This window comes from Streptomyces sp. NPDC059649 (assembly GCF_042734445.1).
Lineage (GTDB): Bacteria > Actinomycetota > Actinomycetes > Streptomycetales > Streptomycetaceae > Streptomyces.
This window is the reverse complement of the sequence record NZ_JBHWDV010000023.1, coordinates 60,701-81,496: the sequence shown is the minus strand read 5'-3', so window position 1 is coordinate 81,496 and position 20,796 is coordinate 60,701. Positions and strand designations below refer to the sequence as shown.

Sequence of the window (20,796 nt, the reverse complement as noted above, 5' to 3'; positions counted from 1 at the left end):
GACGGCGGAGCGGCGGCTCAGCTGGTACAGCCCGCCTTCTCCTCCAGGTAGGCCAGCGCGCCGACCCCGTCCGCCGCGAAGAACACCAGGTCGGTGAGGGGAAGCGGCAGGAAGCCCTCGTCCTCCATGCGCCGGAACTGCTCGTGCAACCCGTCGTAGAAACCGGCGGTGTTCAGCAGCACGACGGGCTTGCTGTGCATCCCGTGCTTGCGCAGCTCCAGGATCTCGGTGGCCTCGTCGAGGGTGCCCGTACCGCCGACCATGATGACGATGGCGTCGGCCCGCGCCAGCATCTCCGCCTTGCGCTCGGCGAGGTCCTTGGTGACGACCATCTCATCGGCGGCCGGCCGCGCCTTGTGCGACAGGAATTCCACCGAGATCCCGATCAGCTTCCCGCCGGCCTCCTGCACCCCGTCGGCCATGACCTTCATCAGCCCGGTGTCCGAACCGCCCCAGACCAGTGCGTGCCCGCCCTTGCCGATCAGCTCGGCGAACTGGCGGGCCGGGGTGACATAGCGGTCGTCGAGGTCGGCAGCGGAGCAGAAGACGCAGATGTTCATGCCGGCCACCTTACGAGCCGGGGAGCGGCGGGGCAGCGGCCGTACCAGCACGCCCCGCCGCCCGCGGTCAGATCAGGCCCTGGTCGAGCATGGCGTCCGCGACCCGCTCGAAGCCCGCGATGTTGGCGCCCGCGACGTAGTCGCCGGGCCGGCCGAAGCGTTCGGCGGTCTCGTGGCAGGTGCGGTGGATACCGCGCATGATCGCCGCCAGCTCGCCCTCGGTCCGCTCGAAGGACCAGGTGTCCCGTGCGGAGTTCTGCCGCATCTCCAGGGCGCTGGTCGCCACGCCGCCCGCGTTGGCGGCCTTGCCGGGGCCGAAGGCCACCCCGGCCTCCTTGAAGAGCGCCACCGCGTCCGGTGTGGTGGGCATGTTGGCGCCCTCGGAGACCGCCTTGACGCCGTTGCGGACCAGGATCCGGGCGGCGTCCGCGTCCAGCTCGTTCTGGGTCGCCGAGGGCAGCGCGACGTCACAGGGGACGTCCCACACCCGGCCACCGGGCACGTACCGGGCCGACACCCCGCGCCGCTCGGCGTACGTGCTGATCCGGCCGCGCTCGACCTCCTTGATCTGCCGCAGCAGCGCCAGGTCGATGCCCTTCTCGTCGACGACGTAGCCGCCGGAGTCCGAGGCGGTCATCACGTTGGCGCCGAGCGCTTGCGCCTTCTCGATGGTGTAAAGGGCGACATTGCCGGAACCGGAGACGACGACCTGCTGGCCGTCCAGCTCCTCCCCGCGCACCTTGAGCATCTCCTGGGTGAACAGCACATTGCCGTAACCGGTGGCCTCCGTACGGGCCTTGGAACCGCCCCAGGACAGGCCCTTGCCGGTGAGCACCCCGGCTTCCCAGCGGTTGGTGATCCGCCGGTACTGGCCGAAGAGGTAGCCGATCTCCCGGCCGCCGACGCCGATGTCACCGGCGGGGACGTCGGTGTGCTCGCCGAGGTGGCGGTGCAGTTCGGTCATGAACGACTGGCAGAACCGCATCACCTCGGCGTCCGACCTCCCGTGCGGGTCGAAGTCGCTGCCGCCCTTGCCGCCGCCGATGTTCAGGCCGGTCAGGGCGTTCTTGAAGATCTGCTCGAAGCCGAGGAACTTCACGATCCCGAGGTTCACCGACGCGTGGAAGCGCAGCCCGCCCTTGTACGGGCCGAGCGCGCTGTTGAACTCCACCCGGAAGCCGCGGTTCACGTGGACCGTGCCCGCGTCGTCCTGCCAGGGCACGCGGAACATGATCTGCCGCTCGGGCTCACAGATCCGCTCCAGGACCTTTGCCTCGGCGAACTCCGGCCGGGCGGCCAGTACGGGCTCCAGCGTCTCCAGGACCTCCAGCGCCGCCTGGTGGAACTCGGGCTCCCCCGGGTTCCGCCGGACCAGCTCGGCGTACAGGGATGCCGGCCCGGCCTGCTGCGCGCCGGACCTGACCCCAGACTGAACAGTCGACATATGGACTTCCGTTCCGTTCGTGGCCGCGAAGGCCCCACCTCTGACGCCCCGTGCTGGCCGACCTTACTCGGCACGCAGGACGTCCCGGGGCGCTCTCCGCCCGTACCGGCCCGGGTGTCACGCACGCCACACCGCGCGCGCCTCCCGGACCGGTCCCGCGGCCACCCCCGGGGAGCGGCCGACGGTGGCCACCGCCACCCCGGCGACCTCGGCGGACGGGTCAGGTGATCGCCAGGTGGTGGTGGAAGCCCCGAGCGTGATGACCGGTCCCGGTCACGCCGGACGCCCCCGAATCTCTCCACTTCGAACGAACTGGTGGAGGCGGGCACCGCGTAACGCCCTCCCCTCTCACCACGCAGGCCCCGCGAACGGCCGTCCGCGGGGCCTGCTCCGTCACCTCAGGGTCCGACGGCGCGGCTTCGTGGCGTGCCTGCTGCGGGGCGGGCTGGGCGGCCGCCGGGAGGCGGGCCGTGGCCACTACACGCGCTCGGCCCCATCCGGCCAGACGACCTCGACGGGCATCCCGAGCGCCCGCGCCTGCGCGACGGCGTCCGCCGTGCCGCCGCCCTTGCCGCTGGGCGGCGTACCGTCCCACACCGCCACCAGCCGCTCGGCCCGCTTCAACAACTCCCCGTTGGCCGCCTCGTACGCCTGCCAGTTGGCCACGTCGTACGGCATGGTCACCACCTCGGCCGCCGCCAGCAGCCGATCGAACGCGGACGCGTGGTCGGCCGTCACCTGCGTCTCCCGGTAGTCCCGGGACGGCACGACGACCACCAGCCGCCCTCCGGCCGCCACGACCTCCTCGGCGAACAACGTGTCGGCCCCCCGAGCGAGGCAGGAGACCCCGACGAGGTCACCGCCGGCGTGCTCCCGCAACAGCCCCCGCACGGCCTCCCGCACCAGTGGCACGGTGGCCGCGCCGAGGCCCAGATGCCCGGTCACCGCGATGGTGGTCATCCGCGCTGCCCCAACTCCCCGTCCCGCACCCCGAAGACGAACGCCGCCCCGGCGGCCGGGCCGAACGGGAGCGACGGCCCGTCCGGTGCCTTGCTGTCCCGGACCGGCACCTCACCGTGGGCACGGGCGTGAGCCGGCGACCACTCCAGACAGTTGCCGCCGTCCGAGGTGCGGTAGCTGGACTTGGCCCATCGTCGGCGCCTGGGCACGGTCACGTTGCCTCCATCAGCTCGCGGATCAGGTCGGCGGAGGCGTCGCGTGACAGCGCTGACGCCTGCCCACATCGTAGGACCGCGACAAGTACCGTGCCGTGGCGGGCGGTTCAAGGATGGTTCCGCACCGCACGCCTTCGGTGTACTTCTCCAAGGCCGTCGACTGACGCGTACCGCTCCGGCGTCATCGGCATCAGCACGGCGGTAACACCACCCTTGCCCCACGACGCCCGGAGCGTCAGCTTCCGGCTCCCACCGGCTCCGCCTCGGCGGCACCCGCGGCCGGTCCCGCCGGCTCCGGCTCCGCCGCGCGCCCGGCCTCCGCCGCGACCATCTTCTCCATCGGGTCGGCGCAGCTGCCGCCGGCGAGGAACATCGCCGCCAGGATGGCCACGACCGTCATCACCGTCCCCAGCCAGACCATCGTGTCCACCGGCAGGGTGTACGCGCCGACCACCTTGAGCACGCACTCGGTCAGCAGCGCGGTCCCCCAGATCACCGAGAACCGCCGCTCGGCCCGCCGGAACACCGCGGACTCCGCCAGCAGCCGGTCCCAGGCGGCGTCCCCGGCCGCACTGCCCTTCGTCACCCAGGGCTTGAGGCCCGCCGTCATCAGCGGCCGCTCCGTGCGCACGGACAGCAGGATCACGATGCCGATGGTGCTGCTCACCGCGCTGTCCTTGGCCATCATCAGCCGCGCGTCACCGGCCACCGCGGTCATCGCCAGTCCGACCACGTTCACCACCAGGATCAGCAGTGCCAGACCGTTGACCCGGCGGCTGGCGACCAGCTCCCACACGGTCCGCAGCGCCGGCACCACACTGCTCCAGCCCAGCGCCGCCACCGTGCTGAACCCGAAGCCGTCCTTGAGGACGTAGTACGAGGCGATCGGAATCCCCGCGTCCACGATCAGCGGAACGAAGCTCCGCAGCACGGCCTTCCCGGTGTTGTCCGGCGCGCCCGGCTCACCGTTCCCGCCCGGCTCCCCCGGCTCCCCCGCCTTGCCCTCGCTGACGGACTGCTTCCGACTCACGGCGTACTCCCCCAAGTTGAGACTGTGACCAGCTGACGGCGTCCCCCGGTGCCGCCCTCCGCGCCACCGTCCCCCGCAACGCCCTCAGCTTCCCGCACGGCCCCACCCGGCCAACAGCCCCGTCTGTCCTGCCTTCACCGTGACATTTGTCAGTGGGGGAAGGCCCACCTGCCGGTGGGGGAAGGCCCCTCCCCGCCGGCCCGGCCTCAGGTGACCTCCACGTCGTCGAAGAGGTCCAGCATGCGCCGAAGGACCCGCAGGCACGCCGACACCTCGGCATCGGTCAGATCGCCGCCGACCTGGCGCAGCAGCGCGTGCTCCCGGGCCGTCACCGCGGTGATGGCCGCCCGGCCGGCCTCGGTCAGCCGGACCAGCGACGACCGCTGGTGCGCGGGGTTCGGGATGATCTCGACCAGTTCCCCGGCCGCGGCGTCGTTGACCATGCGCTGCACGAACTGCCGGCTGAGCGCCTGTGCCCGGCCCATCTGCGGGACGGTCATCGGGCCGTGCTCCCGCAGCAGGTCCAGGACCGCCCGCACGCCGACGGAGAGCCCCTCGATCGGCGCGTTCAACTCCACCTTGCGCTGCACCCGCCGGTACAACGGGCCCACCAGCGCGAACACTTCGGTGAGCCGGCGGGCCAGATCGTCAGGCTCCAGCGGCTCACGGGACGTACGGGGCTTACGGGACTTACGGGGCTGATCGGTGTCGGTCACCGCACCAGAATGACACCTTGGTTGCCATGAACCCAAGGCACATGACACCTTGGTTGTCATGACAGACCGCCGAGAGATGCACTCCTTCCCGTTCGAGGACGGCCACCTCGCCTACCGGGACACCGGCCGCGGCCAGCCGCTGGTCCTGCTGCACGCCGGCTTCTTCGATCACCGCATGTGGGACGACCAGGTGGCGGCGCTCGCCGCGCACCACCGGGTCATCGCCCCCGACGCCCGGGGACACGGCGACTCCTCCAACGCGGACCGGCCGTTCCGGCACACCGACGACCTGGCCGCACTGCTGCGCCACCTCGACGTCGGCCCGGCCGTACTCATCGGCGTCTCGATGGGCGCGAGTACCGCCGTGGACACCGCACTTGAGCACCCGGACCTGGTACGCGCCCTCGTGGTCAGCGGCGCCGGCACCAGCGAGCCGGAATGGCGCGACCCCTGGGTGGCGGAGGTACGGGCCGCGGAGGCCGCGGCGCTGGCCGCCGGTGACATCGAGGGCTGGATCGACGCCTTCCTGCGCTTCGCGGCCGGCCCGCACCGCACGCTCGACGACGTCCGCCCGGAGGTCGTCGCCCGGCTGCGGGAGATGGCCCGGCGCACCATCGGCAAGCACACCGCCGATGAGAAGAACTGGCTGGTGCCGGTGTCCGACACCTGGGCGCGGGCGGCCGCGATCACCGTGCCCGTGCTGGCCGTCAACGGCGCCCTGGACTCCAACGATCACCTCGGCATGGCCGAACGCCTCGTCCGCACCGTGGTCAACGGCCGCAGCACGACGATCGAGAACGCCGGGCACTTCCCGGCCATGGAACGGCCGGACGCCTTCGCCGCCGAACTACTGCCGTTCCTGCGGACCCTGGACCCGGACGTCTCCTCCCCTGCACGATGAGCCCGGCGCCGCACCCGAAGAGCCCCGCCGTCAGTTACGGGCGACACGCAGCGCATCGCCCAGCGCCTCGGCGAGCCGGGTCACAGCGGTAGCGACGGCGAAGCCTGCGTCGAGGTCGCCGCCTGCCCCCACACCATCCACATCCGCGACTCCAAGGACACCTCACGCCCGTCCATAGCCGTGAGCCCCGCCTCCTGGACGTCCTTCCTCGCGTACGCGCAGGTCGCACCGGAAGCCGTCTGAGCGGACACCGGTGGGGCGGCACCAGGTTCCGCCCCACCGACCGCCGGTGACCCGGCCGACTACCAAAGAACCCGGGGAGAGAACCCACCCACCTACCGCCGCCCTCGTCGCCCAACTCCTCACCCCATTGGGTGACTTGGGCGCGAAGGCGTCCGGAATGCGGTTACGCTCGCCGCACGACCACGACAACTGCACACAGAACGGCCCTCGGCGGGACGGCAATCCCAACCCGAGGGCCTGATCACAAGGAAGAAGAGCCCTTCCCGATGACTTCAGCGCAGTCTAACGCGCCCTCGCCCGCGCCCTCATCCCCTTCCAGTGGTGTCATCCACATCCGCACGCGCCAGACCTCCCACTTCACCGTCCTCGCCAACCGCCTTGCGCAGCGCGCCGGTAGCGCGGTCACGGTCGGCGTCGCCGCGTACATCCTGTCCCTCCCCGATGGCGCGCCCATCACCATCGCCGCCCTCTGTGCGCACTTCGCCGAGGGCAAGAAAGCCATCGCCGAGGCGTTACGCGAGCTGGAGGACGAGGGCTGGCTGGAGCGCCGTATCGAGCGCGGGCCGCGCGGCCGGATCATCACGCGGACCTTCGCCTACGACCTGCCGGGCACGGAACCGGAACCCGCCGCAGCACCCGCCGCAGCACCCGCCCCCGAGCCCACCGCCGAGCCGGAGCCCGTACCGGCCCCGGCTCCGGAACAGGCCCCAGAGGCCGTCGCCCTCCTCACCCGCCTCCCCCACCGCGACCGCCGCCTCCTCCTCTCCGAGCGGGAGATCATGACGCTCGCCCCGGGCGTCACGGAGTGGCTTGACCGCGGGGCGGCCCCACAGGAGATCACCGCCGCCCTGACCGACGGCCTCCCGGCCCGGATCAACCGCCGCCCGGCCCGCCTCCTCGCCCACCGGCTCGCCGCCCTGCGCCCACCGGTCCGTACGGGCCCATCCCCACAGCCCGACCGATCACGCTCACCGGTCATCCCCCTCCAGAACTGCGACGGCTGCGACCGCGCCTTCCGCGCCGACGGCCCGGGCCGCTGCCGCGACTGCCGTATCCCGGCCGAGGGGCGCCGAGCCGCCTGAACGTCAGCGGCCAAGGCCGTGTCTTGGGAGCAGCCCGCATAGGCCGCTCAGACCTCCGGCCGCACGCGGCACCGTGACCCAGCTCACAGCAAACGCAGAACCTGTGCGCCGCACCGGGCGTCTGGCTGGTGTGAGATCACGCAGGAGAGCACTGGACGAGCTGGATGAGGAACGCCTCGTTCGGCTGGTGGCCAGGGGTGACCGCGGGGCGTTCGACGAGTTGTACCGGCGCACGTCGCCTTGGCTGGCGGTGCGGTTGCGCCGTCGCTGCGCGGACGAGCAGATCGTCGCCGAGGTCATGCAGGAGACCTATCTGGCGGTGTGGCGCGCGGCCGGCGCGTTCGCCGGGAGCGCGGTCGGCGGGACGGCCGTGGGGTGGCTGTGGACGATCGCGGCGCGCCGCCTCGTCGACGCGTTCCGGCGCCGTGCCCACCACGCCCAACCGCCGGTCGCCGCCGCCGAGCGGGCGGTGGTGCCCGCGGCGGAGGAAGAGGCGCTCGCCGGGACCGTCGGCGGCGACGTCGGTGACGCCCTGCGGCGACTGGCGCCGGAACTCCGCGAGGTACTTCAGGCCACGGTGCTCGACGGGCTCACCATCCGGGAGACCGCCGTCCTGTTCAGACTGCCCGAAGGCACGGTCAAGACCCGCGCCCGCCGGGCCCGGATCGCGATGCGGAAGGCGTTGACATGAGCGGGGAACACGCGTCGAGGCAGTTGATCGACGACTACGCACGTGGTGACGCGACGATGGCCGCGGACACGGCATGGGCGCTGGAGGCCCATCTGGAGTCGTGCGCGCCGTGCCGGAGCCACCTGGCGGCCTCCGTGGCCACCGAGGCGCCCGACATCGCCGCGCTCCTCGACACCGTACGGGCCGGTCTGGAACCGCGGTTGGACACGGCCGTCAGGGCGCCCTCGCGGCGACACCTTTCGAGGTGGGTCTCGGCCTGGCTGACGCCGGCCATGGCCCCGTGGTTGGCCGTGATCGTCGTCGTCACCCTGATGGCGCTGCTGCTGAACGCGGTCGCGTCGCCGACGTTCTTCGGCGACACCTCTCCCCTGTTGCTGGTCGCACCCGTGCTGCCGCTGTGCGGTGTCGCCGCATCGTGGTCGCGCGGTCTGGACCCGGCGCACGAGCTGACGGCCTCGGCCGCCCGGGCCGGCCTGCCCCTGCTCCTCAGGCGCACCACGGCGGTCCTCGTGGTGGTCCTGCCCGCGCTCCTGGTGGGGGGATGGCTGACCGGAACCATGACGGCCGCGCAGTGGTTGCTGCCGTCCCTGGCCTTCACCTCCACGGCCCTGGCGCTGGGCAGCGTGGTCGGCGTGACCCGCGCCGCCACCGGGCTACTGGTCGCGTGGGGCCTCGTCGTCGTGGTACCCGCGTCGGCCACCGGCCGCGTCCCGCATGCCCTGCAACTCGTCCTGCAGCCGGACCAACTGCCCGTGTGGGGGCTGCTCCTGGCGCTCGGAACCGGCGCCGTGATCGCCCGTAGAAACGCGTACTCAACGCTGTGAATCCATCGTCGACCCTCGAAAGGGACCACCGCATGACGCCCACCACGAGCGCGGCCGACACCGCGCCGAAGACCTACGCCTGGGAGATCCGGGCCAGCGGCCTGAGAGTACGCGTCGGACGGAAGAAGATGGCCGTCGACGGGCTCGACCTTTCCCTGGGCATCGGCACCCACGGCCTCCTGGGGCCGAACGGAGCGGGAAAGACCACCCTGATCCGGACGCTGGCCACCGTACTGCGCCCCACCGAGGGTGAACTGGAGCTGCTCGGCACCTCCGTGGGCGGGATGGGCGACTACCGGGCCCTGCGTCGCCGGATCGGCTATCTGCCGCAGGATTTCGGCTACTACAAGCGCTTCACCGTGCGTGAATTCGTCGAGTACATGGCCTGGTTGAAAGAGGTTCCGAAGGCGGACGTCCCCGCGGCCGTCCAGCGGGCCGTGGAACGGGTGGGCCTGGCGGACCGCGCCGACCATCGGATGAAGACCCTGTCCGGCGGCATGGTGCGGCGGGCCGGCATCGCCCAGGCCATCGTCAACGACCCCGCGGTGCTGCTGCTGGACGAGCCGACGGCCGGCCTGGACCCGGCGCAGCGACTGCGCTTCCGCGAGCTGCTCCAGGAACTGGGCCGCGACACCTGTGTGGTCGTCTCCACCCACCTGGTCGAGGACGTCGCGGCCGCCTGCTCCGACGTGGTGCTCTTCGCCGACGGCCGCCTCGTCATCCAGGGCACGCCGGACGACCTGGCCGCGGCGGGCGGCATCGAGTACCCGGGCGACAGCCCGCTGGAGCGCGGCTACTCGGCGCTGCTCCACCACTCCGGGCAGCGGGGAGGCAGCTGGTGAACGGACGTGTCCTGCGCATCGAGCTGAAGCGCTCCATCGCCCCGTGGCCCGCCGTCGTCGTCCTGGGAGGCAGCCTGGCGATCTTCTGTCTGATCGACGGGTTCTGGTGGCGGGGCACCGCGGGGTGGACGGCCCAGTGGACCTCCATGGCCCTGTGGACCCGGTCCTTGCTGGCCTTCTGGTGGCCGCTCGTGGTGGGCATGGGAGCGGTGTACGGGCTGCGCGACTCCCGCTCGCGGATGGCCGAACTGCTGACGACCACGCCGCTGCCGGCCTGGCGCCGCGCCGCGCTGCCGGCCGGTGCGACGGCGCTCACGCTGGTGTCGGGCTTCGGCCTCCTGGTCGTCGTGGGCGGAGTCCAGGTGGCCCTCGGCCCCACCACCTACACGCCGCTCGGTTGGCTGCCGATCTCGCTCGTGGCGGCGCTGGCCCTCGTCGCGGGGGCCGTGTTCGGCATGGGCGTCGCGCGGGCCCTGCCCTCCGTGCTCACGCCGCCGGCCCTGGTCGTGTCCTTCCTCATGCTGACGGGCCTTCTGCTACGGCAGAACAGTGACGGGGCGGTGCCGTCGGGCATGGCGCCGAACCGGCTCGCCCAGCTGTCCCCGGCGACCGTGGAACCGCGGGAGATGCTGCTGACCCTGTCCGGCTCCGTGCACCTCGGCCAGACGCTCTGGCTGCTCGGCCTGCTCGCCACCGGCTTCGCGCTGCTGTCGGCCGTGACCCGCCGGGCCCGACTCCTCGCGGTGCTCCCCGTCCTGGCCGGTGCGGCCCTGGCCCTGCCGGTCCTGCCGGCCGCCGCGCGCGACACCTATGTCGTCGACCGGGCCGCCGCTGCCCTGGTCTGCGACGGACCGGTGTGCGTGACGCAGGCGAACCGCTCACGCCTGCCCGAGCTCGCGCCGCGCGGCAAGGAGGCGCTGCGGGTGCTGCACGAGGTCCTGGGCGACAAGGCGCCGAACTCGGTGCGGGAGTACACCAGGCTGCGCGCGCTCGGCGACACCCGCGAACTCTCCCGCGACGTGGTGCCGGTCGACTTCAGCGATCGGCTGCTCGCCGATGCGACAGGTGAGAAGCTGACCCGCGCGCTGATCGCCCAGGGTCTGGCACCGAGCTGCTACGCGTACAACGACCAGGAGGGCGGAGGACAGGACGGCGTCGCCGTCCAGAGCGTCGCGGTGAGCTGGGCCCTCCATGACGGCCGGCTCCAACCGCTGGAGGAGAGGGGCAGCGACGGGTACGCGCGCGAGGTCTGGGCGAACGCCGACGCCGCTTGGCGGAGGCTGACGGCGCTGTCACCGGCCGAGCAGCGCTCGCAGATCGCCAAGGTGCGCGCCGGGAGCTACTCCTGCTCGGCGGACCAGCTTGCGGTGCTGGCGGGGAAGGCGTCGCGATGAGATGGCTGACCCTGTACGCCCGTTCCCGACAGGTGCCCGCCTCGGCCGCTGCGGTCGCGCTCGTCGCGCTGGCGGTGTGGGCCCTCCACGGCCCGGGACCGGGGGATCTGGGGATGGCGGTCCTGGTCCTCACCGCGAACGTGGCGGCCGTTTCCATCGGGCTCGGTGGGTGGGACGTCGCGCTGGAGCGGACGGCCGCGATCCGGTGGGCGGCCCGCCGGGCGGCGCACGTACTGCTGGCCGGCGCGTTCGCCGGTGCGGCGCTGCTGACGGTCCAGGCGGCGGGAGTGCGGCTCGCCCCCACCGAGGTCGTCGTCCGGAACAGCGCGGGCCTGGTCGGCGCGGCCGCGCTCGGGGCGGCGCTGTTCGGGGCACAGTTCGCCTGGACCCTGCCGACCGGCTGGTTCGCGGTCACCCTCTTCGCCCCGCCGCTGAGCGGCACCGCGGGACAGGTGGTCGGCTGGATGACCTTTCCGCCCGGCACGGCGGCGTCCACCGGGACCGCGTGGACCCTGTGGGCGACCGGCACCGTGCTGTACGCCCTGGCAGGACCAAGACGGTAACGGGCGGGCCCTGGCCTACGCCCCCGCCGGCAGGCCCCGGCCTACGCCCCCGCCGCCACCCGCCGCTCCGTCGTGGCGATCGTGGCCGAGCCGACGACGCGGGTGCCGTCGTAGAGGACGATGGCCTGGCCGGGGGCGACGCCGCGGACCGGTTCCGTGAAGGTCACCCGGAGCTCGGTGTCGTCGACCAGCTCCGCGGTGACCTCGGTCTCGCCGCCGTGCGCGCGCAGCTGGGCGGTGTACGTGGCGGGGCCGGCCGTCGGCGGGCGGCCGCACCAGCGGGGGCGGATCGCGGTGAGGCCGGTGACGTCGAGGGATGCGGCCGGGCCGACCGTGACGGTGTTGTCGACCGGGGAGATGTCGAGGACGTAGCGCGGCTTGCCGTCCGGGGCCGGGTGGCCGATCCGCAGGCCCTTGCGCTGGCCGATCGTGAAGCCGTACGCGCCTTCGTGGCTGCCGAGGCGGTTGCCGGTCTCGTCGACGATGTCGCCGGGGGCCGTGCCGAGCCGCTTGGCGAGGAAGCCCTGGGTGTCGCCGTCGGCGATGAAGCAGATGTCGTGGCTGTCCGGCTTCTTGGCGACGAACAGGCCGCGCCGGGCGGCCTCCTCGCGGATCTCCGCCTTGGTCGTGCTGGTGTCGCCGAGCGGGAACATCGCGTGCGCCAGCTGGCGGTCGTCGAGGACGCCGAGGACGTAGGACTGGTCCTTGGCCATGTCGGAGGCGCGGTGCAGCTCGCGGCTGCCGTCCGGCCGCACCACGACCGTGGCGTAGTGGCCGGTGCACACCGCGTCGAAGCCGAGGGCCAGCGCCTTGTCCAGCAGCGCGGCGAACTTGATCTTCTCGTTGCAGCGCAGGCAGGGGTTCGGGGTGCGCCCGGCCTCGTACTCCGCGATGAAGTCCTCGACGACGTCCTCGCGGAAGCGCTCGGCGAGGTCCCAGACGTAGAAGGGGATGCCGATGACGTCGGCGGCGCGGCGGGCGTCGTGCGAGTCCTCGATCGTGCAGCACCCGCGGGCGCCGGTGCGGAAGGACTTGGGGTTCTCGGAGAGCGCGAGATGCACGCCGGTCACGTCGTGGCCGGCCTCGGCGGCTCGGGCGGCGGCGACGGCGGAGTCGACACCGCCGGACATGGCGGCGAGTACGCGGAGGCGGCGGGGGGCGTCATCAGTCATAGCCAGTCCAGGGTAGACGGAACCGCTGACAGTACGGAAAGCGTTAAGGAGCGCATGGGGAAGAGCAGGGTCGGGGAGCCGGCCGCGGAACAGCGGGACGAGGCTGCGGGTCAGCCGGACGAGGCCGCGGAACAGCAGGGTGAGCGGCAGGCGGACCCGCGGGGCGGGCGACGGGGCGGCACGGCGGGGGTCACCCGGCGGCGGGCGCTGTGGCTGGCGGGCGGCGGCGCGGTGGCCGCCGGGGCCGTGGTGGCGACCGGATGGGACGAGCTGCGGCACTGGTGGTGGCAGCTGCCCGGCAACGACCTGCCGCGCCGGGCCGGCGAGGTCGACCACCCGGGCGCCCAGTGGGTGGCGGCCTCCGGGGCGAACTACCGCCGGGCGGACCGGCCCGCCGACTACGCCATCGACCGGGTGGTCATCCACGTCGTCCAGGGCAGCTACGCCACCGCGCTACGGGTGTTCCGCAACGCCGACCGCGAGGCGGCGGCGCACTACGTGGTGCGGAAGGACGGGCACATCGCGCAGACGGTGCGGGAGCTGGACGTGGCGTTCCACGCCGGGAACCGCGGCTACAACGAGCGGAGCATCGGCATCGAGCACGAGGGCTTCGTCGACCGCCCGGAGTCCTTCACCGACGCCATGTACGAGTCATCGGCCCGGCTGACCGCCCGGATCTGCCACCGCTACGGCTTCCCGGCCGACCGGGAGCACATCGTGGGCCATGTGGAGGTGCCGGGGACGGACCACACCGACCCCGGCCCGCACTGGGACTGGGACCGCTATCTGCGCCTCGTCCGGGCGGCCGGCCGCGCGCCGGGATCCGCCCAGAAGAGGCGCCCTTAGCTGAGCCCCGCGCTCCGGGCGCGCTCCACCACCGGGCCGATGGCCTGCGCCAGCGCCGCCACGTCCTCCGCGGTGGAGGTGTGCCCCAGGGAGAAGCGCAGCGTGCCGCGCGCGAGCTCGGGGGACATGCCCGCGGCCAGCAGGACGTGGCTGGGCTGGGCGACGCCGGCGGTGCAGGCGGAGCCCGTGGAGCAGGCGATGCCCTGGGCGTCCAGGAGGAGCAGCAGGGAGTCGCCCTCGCAGCCGGGGAAGGAGAAGTGCGCATTGGCCGGGAGCCGGCCGGCCGGGTCCGGGTCGCCGCCGAGGACGGCGTCCGGGGCGGCCGCCCGCACCGCCTTGATCAGGTCGTCGCGCAGCGCGCCGATGTCCCGGGCGAAATCCGCGCGGTGCGCCACGGCGTGCCGGCCGGCGGCGGCGAAGGCCGCGATGGCGGGGGTGTCGAGGGTGCCGGAGCGCACGTGCCGCTCCTGGCCGCCGCCGTGCAGCACCGGCACCGGGGCGTACTCACGGCCCAGCAGCAGCGCGCCGATGCCGTACGGGCCGCCGATCTTGTGCCCGGAGACCGTCATCGCGGCCAGCCCGGAGGCGGCGAAGTCGACCTCCAGCTGGCCCACCGCCTGCACCGCGTCGGCGTGCAGCGGAATCTCGAACTCCCTTGCCACCTCGGCGAGTTCGCGGACCGGCTGGATGGTGCCGATCTCGTTGTTGGCCCACATGACGGTGGCCAGCGCGACATCGGCGGGGTTACGGACGATCGCCTCGCGCAGCACCTCGGCGTGCACCCGGCCGTAACTGTCGACCGGCAGCCACTCGACGCGGGCGCCTTCCTGCTCGGCGAGCCATTCCACGGCGTCGAGCACGGCGTGGTGCTCCACGGGGCTGGCGAGGACGCGGGTGCGGGCCGGGTCGGCCGCCCGGCGCGCCCAGTACAGGCCCTTGACCGCGAGGTTGTCGGCCTCGGTGCCGCCCGCCGTGAAGACGATCTCACTCGGACGTGCGCCGAGCGAGGCGGCGAGGGACTCCCGCGCCTCCTCAACGGTGCGGCGGGCCCGCCGGCCGTCGGCGTGCAGCGAGGACGCGTTCCCCGTGACGGTCAGCTGGGCGGTCATCGCCTGCACCGCCTCCGGGAGCATCGGGGTGGTGGCGGCGTGGTCGAGGTAAACCATGGTGCCCCGATTCTACGAGGCACCCCCGGGGCGCACGCCCGGCGCGGGGTGGCAAGCGCTCGGCACACACGCCCCGCCGCCCGAGCCCGCACCTCCCTCGACACCGCCGTAAGGAGCAAATACCCTTACGGTCATGACACAGTGGCTGCTGGATCGCACGTTCCGCACGGCGTCAGGCGACGAGGTGCGGTGGACCGCCCTCGGTACGGAATCGGCCGACGCGCCCGCGGTGGTGCTGCTGCACGGCACGCCGTTCTCGTCGTACGTCTGGCGCGGGGTCGCGCGGGCACTCGCCGTGCACCACCGGGTGTTCGTCTGGGACATGCCCGGCTACGGCGCCTCCGCGCAGCGGGACGGCCAGGACGTCTCGCTCGCCGCGCAGGCCCGGGTGTTCGGCGAGCTGCTGGCGCACTGGGAGCTGGACCGGGAGGCGTCCCGGCCGGCCGTGGTCGCCCATGACTTCGGCGGCTGCGTCGCGCTGCGGGCCCATCTGCTGCACGGTGCGCGGTACGCCCGGCTGGCGCTGGTCGACCCGGTGGCCCTGACGCCCTGGGGCTCCCCCACCTACCGGCTGCTGGGCGCGCACCCGGACGTCTTCGGGCAGCTGCCGCCGGAGCTGCACCGGGCGCTGGTGCGGGCCTACGTCGCCTCGGCGAGCCGTTCCGGCCTGCGCCCGGACGTCCTCGACCGGCTGGTGGAGCCGTGGTGCACGGACGCCGGGCAACCGGCGTTCTACCGGCAGATCCAGCAGAACGACCAGCGCTTCACCGAGGAGATCCAGGGCCGTTACGGCGAGCTCGACCTGCCGACGCTGATCTGCTGGGGCGCCCAGGACACCTGGATCCCGGCCGAGAAGGGACACGAGCTGGCGGCCCGGATCCCCGGCGCGCGGCTGCACCTCATCGAGGGCGCGGGCCATCTCGTCCAGGAGGACGCGCCCGCCGAACTCACCGCGGCGCTGGCGGACTTCCTGCGTCCGGGCGGCCCGGTCACGGCGCCAGACGGCGGCTGAGGGCGCGGACCGCGCCGGCCGTGCCGGCCGCGCCGGTGCCCCGCTCCCCCAGTGCCGCGGCGGACGTCGCCGACTCCAGATCGGCCCGCAGCCGGCTGAGCGCGGCCCGCCGCACCCGGCGCGTCCGCTCGAAGTCCGCCATATGGCCGGCGAGTTCGGCCTCGAGGGCGGCCAGGTCTTCGAGCTCTTCGGGGCCGCGGCCCCCGGCGGAACCGGCCGTGGCGCCGGGCCCCGGCTCCCCCTGGCCGTCGGCGCCCCGGAGGCGGAGCTGGTCGCGGAGGGTGCGGACGGCCGCGGTCAGTTCGCGCAGCGCGGTGCCGGTGCTCGCGGCGTCCGCGGTGCGCGACACGGCCGCGGGCAGCGTCCCGCCCGTCCGCGGCCGCGCCGCCACGGAGGCCTTCTCGCGCAGCAGGGCGCGCACCTCGGCGGCCTCCGGGGCGCCGAACTCCTCGTAGCCGGCGAGCGCTTCGCGCCAGTGCCCCTGGGCGCTCTGCTTGCGGCCGAGCGCCGTCTCGGCCTGGCCCAGCGCGGTCAGCGCATCGGCACGCCAGCGCTCACCGCCCGGCACCAGCAGCCGCTTGGCGGCGTCCTGGGCGGCGGCCACCGCCTCGCCGGGACGGATCAGCGCGACCATCTCCGCGGCCATCCGGCTGCGGGTGCGGCCCGCCCACAGACGCTGACGGTCCTCCTCGAAGAGCGGCAGCGCCTGGAAGAGTTCGCGCAGCGCATCGGCGTGCCGGCCGGCCGCCGACAGCGCCTCGGCCAGCGCGTACCGGGCGTGTGCGAGGCCCGGGGAGCCGTCGCCGGAGGCGCGGTGCAGGCCCACGCCGCGCTCGGCGAACAGCACCGCGTCGCTGCTGCCGGTCGCCGCCCAGACCCGGGCGAGCGCGCCCAGCACGGCGGCCTCGCCCAGTCGGTCGTCCCGGCCGCGGCAGCACTCCCAGGCCGCGGTGAGGTGCCGCTCGGCGTCGTCGTACCGCCGTTGGTGGAGGGCGATCAGCCCGGCCGCCATGGGGGCGCGGAAGAGCGCGAGGGGGTCGTTCGCCACCCGGGCCAGCCGGACGGCCTCCCGGGCCTCGCCTGCGGCGCGGTCGAACCGTCCGACGGCGGCCGTGCACTCGGCGAGCGCGGCCCGGGCCCGGGCCTCGGCGCGGGCGTGGCCGGCCGTGGCCGCCCGGGCCGCCACCGCGGCCGCGGCCGGTTCGAACGCGGCGGCGTGCGCCCCGCAGTCCGCCGTCACCTGCGCGAGCAGCAGCAGGTCGGCGGCGCGCCGGACCAGGTCGGGGGCGTCCGCCACGGCCTGCCGGACGAGCGCGAGCGCCGGCGGGGTCTCCTCGGTCCACACGGCCAGGGCCCGGGCGGCGTCCTGGAGGGGCGGCAGAGCGGCCGCCGGGACGCGGACGAGGTCCTGCGGCATCCGCTCGCCCGGGTAGCGGAGGGTGTGCACCCGCCGCCCCAGGGCCACGTACCAGGACAGCAGCCGGGACAGCGCCTGCGTACGCTCCTCCTCGGGCAGCTCGCACCTCAACTCCCGGGCGAGCGGCCACAGTTCGTCGGCGGGTCCGTACCGGCCGGGGGCCGTCTGTGTCAGCGCGCCGGCCGCCCGCAACTCCTCCAGCAGCGCCCGGCTCCGTTCCGCCGGCACGTCGAGCAGGGCCGCCGCGGCACCGGCCGACAGATCCGGGCCCTCCGGTACGGACAGCAGCCGCAGGGCCCGGCGCGCGTCCGGGGTGAGCCGATCGTCGAGCCCCCGGAGCGCGGACCGTCCCGACGCCCCGGAAGGCGCCCCCGCGAGCTGCCCGGCCCCGGGCGCGGCGGCCTCCGAGGGGTACGTCTCGGCGAGGAGCTCGCTCCACCACCGGGCGAGCCGGACCCGCTGCGCCGCCGCGTACGGCCCGGGCAGCCCGGCGAGCGGTTCACCGTCCCACAACTCCAGGGCGGCGTCCCGCAGTCGGCGGGCCTCCTCCGGGTCCCGGGCGGCACGCGCCCGGGCGATCAGCTGCTCGGCCTCGTCGAGATCGAGGGCGGGCGGGCTGCCGTCGGGGCCGCACAACGCATAGCCGCCCCGCTCGCCGACGAGGAGCTCGCCGTCCTCGCCGAGCGCCCGGCGCAGCCGCGCGGCGTACGTGCGCAGCGCGGCGCGGGCGCGGGGCGGGGGATCATCTCCCCAGAGGTCGGCGACGAGTTCGGAGGCGGTGGCCCGGCGTCCGCGGCGGAGCAGCAGCGCGGCGAGCAGGGCGCGCTGCTGCTTCGAGCCGAGCGCGAGGGAGGTGTCCCCGCGCCGGGCCCGCACCGGCCCGAGCACCCTGAAGCGCAACTGCGCCGGCGACGGGGCGGGCCGCACCGCGCGCAGCGGCTCGGAGGCGTCGCCGGTGCTCCGGCCCGGCTCCGGGCCGTCTCCGGTGCGCTGGTCCGGCTCCGGGCCGTCGCCCGTGCGCTGGCCCGGCACCGTGCCACCCATCCGCTCCAGGACCGGGCTCGCGAGCACGGCGAACGCCCGCGCCGAGGCGTGCAGCCGCAGCTCGCCCTCGTCGTCGCCCATGAGGACGGGGAAGTCCGGCAGCCGCCCCATGTACGGCTCCAGGGCGCGGCCGACGGCCTCGACGACCTCCACGGCCTGTTCGGTGCCGAGCCCGCTGAACAGCAACTCGCGTACGCCCGACCGGAATTCGTAGACCGGCTGCACCGGCCGGCCCACCGGGGGCGCACCCAGGGCCCGGTCCAGGGTCCGGACGGCGGCCGCGTCCGCGGCCCGGTCGGTGCGCTCCAGCAGGCCGCCGAGGAGGATCTCCGCGACATGGGTGGGGCCCGCGTCGCGCATCGTGGCCGCCCGGACCAGCTGCATCAGCGGTGTGGTCAGCGGGCGGATCGCGGAGAGCCGGACGGCGAGGCGGTAGGCCTCGGGCGAGAACGCGCCGCGGAAGTGGGTGAGCAACTCCTCGGCGCTGCCCCGGGGCGGGGACGGCGGGGCGGGCGGCGGTGTCCCGGTCAGCAGGGCGGTGTCGATCAGGTGCGGCACCCCGGGGCGGGTGAGCAGTCCGACCCACTGCTCCAGCGCGGACGCGGTGGGGTGCAGCACGGGCAGCGCGAACAGTCCCGCCGCCTCCGGGTCGCGCTCACCACTGAGCGGATCGCACACCACCAGCCGTCCGGGCGGGTCGAACTCGCCGGGGCTGGAGAGGAGTTGGGGACGGGCGTCGAGGGCCGTACCGCGCCACAGCCGGCGCGGGAGGGGGTTGATCACGGCCACCGGTCCGCCCTGTCCGCAGACGGTCAGGGCCTGCACGGCCTGCGGTCCGCGCCAGCCCGGGTCCGTACCGTCGGTGAGGACGAAGGTGACCGTCGCGCCGCCGGACCGCCGGCAGTGCAGCGGGCCGCCCGGGCCGCCGGGGTCGAGCGCCCGCATCCGAACGGAACGGAATGCCGCGCTCCGGACCAGCAGCGTCCGCAGCTCGGCGGCGAGCGATCCCCACACCTGCATGGCCGGGGAGGTGTCCACCCACAGCTCGGCCGACCAGTGCCGTTCCCGGTCGGGCCGGGAGACGACGTCGAAGAAGCCGGTCTCGGCGGTGAGGCGGACGGTGGCCTCGACATCGGGGACCGTACGGTGCGGGTGCTCGCGGGTGCGCCGCAACGGGCGCAGCGCACCGCCCAGTTGACGGGCGTCGGGCAGTGCCCGGCCGCCGGGCACCCGCGCGGGCCGGGCCCGCCCGCCGTCCGGTCCGCCGCCCTGACTGCCCATGGCGTAGAGGGCCCGACGGGGCGGACCGGAGGAGGCGCGGGGGCCGGCGGGGTCGGCAGGATCGGCGGGACGGGAAGGCCCAGTGATCTCGGTGGGCCCGTCGGTCCCGGCAGCCTCAGCAGCCCCGCCGGCGCCGTCGTCAACGGCCCCTGACGCACCGGGGCCACCGGAGTCCCCGGGCCCGCCCGGCTCTCCGTCCCCGTCCTCCCGCTCCGGACCCCCCGGCCCGCACGGCCCGCCCGGCTGCGACCCCGTCGACGCCCCCTGCCGCCCCTCCCCCTCCATCGCCCGTGCCAGCCAGAGCACGTCGAGGAGTTCGGTGGCCGCGAGGTCGTAGCCGGCGGCCGCCAGCGTCTGCCGCAGTCGGTCCATCATGGCGACAGCGGTTCGTCGAGGCGGTGCAGAACGGCGGCGAGCAGCTCTTCCTTGCCGAGGTCCGCGCCGCTGATCCGCAGATGGACGGCGGCCAGCAGCTGGTCGGTGGCCAGGGTCTGGGTCTTCGCGCGCTGGTGGAAGACCTCGATGAGGTCCTCGGCAGCGGCGACGGCCTCCTCGCCCAGGTTGTGCTCGATGATCTTCCGCAGCCGGTCGCCGGTCGGTTCCGGCAGGTCGAGGCGTACGCAGCGGCGCATGAAGGCCGGCGGGAAGTCGCGTTCGCCGTTGCTGGTCATGATGACGATCGGGAAGTGGGCGCAGCGCACCACCCCGCGCCGGACCGTCACCCGCTCCCGGCTCCCGCTCAGGCGCACCTGCACCTCCTGCTGGTGCTCGGGCAGCCGGGCCAGCTCCGGGATCTCGAACTCGCCCTCCTCCAGCACCACCAGCAGGTCGTTGGGCAGGTCGATATCGGCCTTGTCGAGCTCGTCGACGAGCAGCACCCGGGGGCGGTCGGCGGCCAGCGCGCTGCCCAGCGGGCCGAGGCGCAGGTACTGGCCGATGTCGCCGGCGCCGGCGGCGCGGCGGGCCCGGGGGCGGCGCGCCGAGCCGCGGGCCGCCTCGCGCTCGCGGCGCAGCGACGCCTCGCGCAGCCGGCCCACCGCGTCGTAGCGGTAGAGGGCGTCCTGGAGGGTGGAGCGGCTGTTGACCGACCAGCGGAGCACCTCGCCGAGGCCCAGTTCCTCGGCGACCGCGCGGGCCAGTGAGCTCTTGCCGGCGCCGGGACGGCCGGTGACCAGCAGCGGGCGGTGCAGGTGCAGGGCGGCGTTGACGACGGAGATCTCGTTGCGCTCCAGGAGGTAGGGGGCGCGGGGTGCGGTGCCGCGGGCGGCGGGGAAGCGCCGCCAGGGCGGTGGGGCGGGCAGCTCCGCGGGGCCGCGGAAGACCCACCAGTCCTCCGGCCGGTCCGCGGGGTTGGCGTACCCGTCTGTGGTGCTCTGTCCGGTCACCGCGCGTT

General features: G+C 74.3%; 20 protein-coding genes. 10 read left to right on the top strand and 10 right to left on the bottom strand.

Going from position 1 to position 20,796, the window contains the following annotated elements; translation table 11 throughout:
- Window positions 1-17 precede the first annotated feature (17 nt).
- From ACFV1J_RS23100 to ACFV1J_RS23075, 6 genes are all read right to left on the bottom strand, one after another.
- On the bottom strand, window positions 18-560 hold the full coding sequence (locus ACFV1J_RS23100; RefSeq protein ID WP_385860805.1) for a TIGR00730 family Rossman fold protein: 543 nt from the start codon (window positions 558-560) through the stop codon (window positions 18-20).
- Window positions 561-627: 67 nt separating this feature from the next.
- Window positions 628-2,004, bottom strand: coding sequence for an NADP-specific glutamate dehydrogenase (gdhA, locus tag ACFV1J_RS23095; RefSeq protein WP_385860803.1), 1,377 nt, complete (start codon window positions 2,002-2,004; stop codon window positions 628-630).
- A gap of 477 nt (window positions 2,005-2,481) precedes the next feature.
- Window positions 2,482-2,964 (bottom strand): hypothetical protein, encoded by a 483-nt coding sequence (locus tag ACFV1J_RS23090; RefSeq protein ID WP_385860801.1) that lies wholly within the window; start codon window positions 2,962-2,964, stop codon window positions 2,482-2,484.
- Window positions 2,961-3,179, bottom strand: coding sequence for a DUF397 domain-containing protein (locus tag ACFV1J_RS23085; protein ID WP_385860799.1), 219 nt, complete (start codon window positions 3,177-3,179; stop codon window positions 2,961-2,963). The genes ACFV1J_RS23090 and ACFV1J_RS23085 overlap by 4 nt, the downstream gene beginning before the upstream one ends.
- Window positions 3,180-3,414: 235 nt before the next feature.
- The gene (locus ACFV1J_RS23080; protein ID WP_385860797.1) at window positions 3,415-4,209 is read right to left on the bottom strand and encodes a VC0807 family protein; all 795 of its coding nucleotides are present in this window, start codon (window positions 4,207-4,209) and stop codon (window positions 3,415-3,417) included.
- A gap of 206 nt (window positions 4,210-4,415) precedes the next feature.
- Window positions 4,416-4,925: a MarR family winged helix-turn-helix transcriptional regulator gene (locus ACFV1J_RS23075; RefSeq protein ID WP_385860795.1), complete on the bottom strand. Its 510-nt coding sequence runs from the start codon at window positions 4,923-4,925 to the stop codon at window positions 4,416-4,418.
- 58 nt (window positions 4,926-4,983) lie between these two features.
- Between ACFV1J_RS23075 and ACFV1J_RS23070 the strand changes: the two genes are divergently transcribed.
- The 8 genes from ACFV1J_RS23070 to ACFV1J_RS23035 all read left to right on the top strand — a co-directional run bounded on the left by ACFV1J_RS23070 (window position 4,984) and on the right by ACFV1J_RS23035 (window position 11,465).
- Window positions 4,984-5,826, top strand: coding sequence for an alpha/beta fold hydrolase (locus tag ACFV1J_RS23070; protein ID WP_385860793.1), 843 nt, complete (start codon window positions 4,984-4,986; stop codon window positions 5,824-5,826).
- Window positions 5,827-5,880: 54 nt separating this feature from the next.
- Window positions 5,881-6,069, top strand: a complete 189-nt coding sequence (locus ACFV1J_RS23065) for a DUF397 domain-containing protein (protein WP_385860872.1) — start codon at window positions 5,881-5,883, stop codon at window positions 6,067-6,069.
- Between the two features lie 266 nt (window positions 6,070-6,335).
- Window positions 6,336-7,151: a hypothetical protein gene (locus tag ACFV1J_RS23060; protein ID WP_385860791.1), complete on the top strand. Its 816-nt coding sequence runs from the start codon at window positions 6,336-6,338 to the stop codon at window positions 7,149-7,151.
- A gap of 187 nt (window positions 7,152-7,338) precedes the next feature.
- The gene (locus ACFV1J_RS23055) at window positions 7,339-7,842 is read left to right on the top strand and encodes an RNA polymerase sigma factor (RefSeq protein WP_385860790.1); all 504 of its coding nucleotides are present in this window, start codon (window positions 7,339-7,341) and stop codon (window positions 7,840-7,842) included.
- Complete coding sequence (locus tag ACFV1J_RS23050; protein ID WP_385860788.1) at window positions 7,839-8,666, top strand: zf-HC2 domain-containing protein; 828 nt, start codon at window positions 7,839-7,841, stop codon at window positions 8,664-8,666. The genes ACFV1J_RS23055 and ACFV1J_RS23050 overlap by 4 nt, the downstream gene beginning before the upstream one ends.
- 32 nt (window positions 8,667-8,698) lie before the next feature.
- Entirely contained in the window at window positions 8,699-9,508 is an 810-nt protein-coding gene (locus ACFV1J_RS23045) for an ABC transporter ATP-binding protein (protein ID WP_385860786.1), read from the top strand.
- Window positions 9,505-10,902 (top strand): hypothetical protein, encoded by a 1,398-nt coding sequence (locus tag ACFV1J_RS23040; RefSeq protein WP_385860784.1) that lies wholly within the window; start codon window positions 9,505-9,507, stop codon window positions 10,900-10,902. The genes ACFV1J_RS23045 and ACFV1J_RS23040 overlap by 4 nt, the downstream gene beginning before the upstream one ends.
- The gene (locus ACFV1J_RS23035) at window positions 10,899-11,465 is read left to right on the top strand and encodes a hypothetical protein (RefSeq protein ID WP_385860782.1); all 567 of its coding nucleotides are present in this window, start codon (window positions 10,899-10,901) and stop codon (window positions 11,463-11,465) included. The genes ACFV1J_RS23040 and ACFV1J_RS23035 overlap by 4 nt, the downstream gene beginning before the upstream one ends.
- A gap of 41 nt (window positions 11,466-11,506) precedes the next feature.
- Here ACFV1J_RS23035 and mnmA read toward each other — a convergent pair whose 3' ends face one another.
- Window positions 11,507-12,637, bottom strand: a complete 1,131-nt coding sequence (mnmA, locus tag ACFV1J_RS23030; RefSeq protein ID WP_385860780.1) for a tRNA 2-thiouridine(34) synthase MnmA — start codon at window positions 12,635-12,637, stop codon at window positions 11,507-11,509.
- Between the two features lie 54 nt (window positions 12,638-12,691).
- Here mnmA and ACFV1J_RS23025 point away from each other — a divergent pair, with 54 nt between their 5' ends.
- A complete protein-coding gene (locus tag ACFV1J_RS23025; protein ID WP_385860779.1) occupies window positions 12,692-13,483 on the top strand; it encodes an N-acetylmuramoyl-L-alanine amidase in 792 nt (263 codons plus the stop codon).
- Here the strand turns inward: ACFV1J_RS23025 and ACFV1J_RS23020 are convergent.
- Entirely contained in the window at window positions 13,480-14,649 is a 1,170-nt protein-coding gene (locus ACFV1J_RS23020; protein ID WP_385860777.1) for a cysteine desulfurase family protein, read from the bottom strand. The genes ACFV1J_RS23025 and ACFV1J_RS23020 overlap by 4 nt on opposite strands.
- Window positions 14,650-14,782: 133 nt before the next feature.
- On the opposite strand from ACFV1J_RS23020, the gene ACFV1J_RS23015 reads away from it, so the two are divergent.
- Entirely contained in the window at window positions 14,783-15,661 is an 879-nt protein-coding gene (locus ACFV1J_RS23015) for an alpha/beta fold hydrolase (protein WP_385860776.1), read from the top strand.
- Here the strand turns inward: ACFV1J_RS23015 and ACFV1J_RS23010 are convergent.
- Window positions 15,639-19,778 carry an SAV_2336 N-terminal domain-related protein gene (locus ACFV1J_RS23010; protein WP_385860775.1) on the bottom strand — a complete coding sequence of 1,380 codons (4,140 nt, stop codon included), beginning with the start codon at window positions 19,776-19,778 and terminating at the stop codon, window positions 15,639-15,641. The genes ACFV1J_RS23015 and ACFV1J_RS23010 overlap by 23 nt on opposite strands.
- On the bottom strand, window positions 19,775-20,788 hold the full coding sequence (locus ACFV1J_RS23005) for an AAA family ATPase (RefSeq protein ID WP_385860773.1): 1,014 nt from the start codon (window positions 20,786-20,788) through the stop codon (window positions 19,775-19,777). The genes ACFV1J_RS23010 and ACFV1J_RS23005 overlap by 4 nt, the downstream gene beginning before the upstream one ends.
- Between the last annotated feature and the right edge of the window lie 8 nt (window positions 20,789-20,796).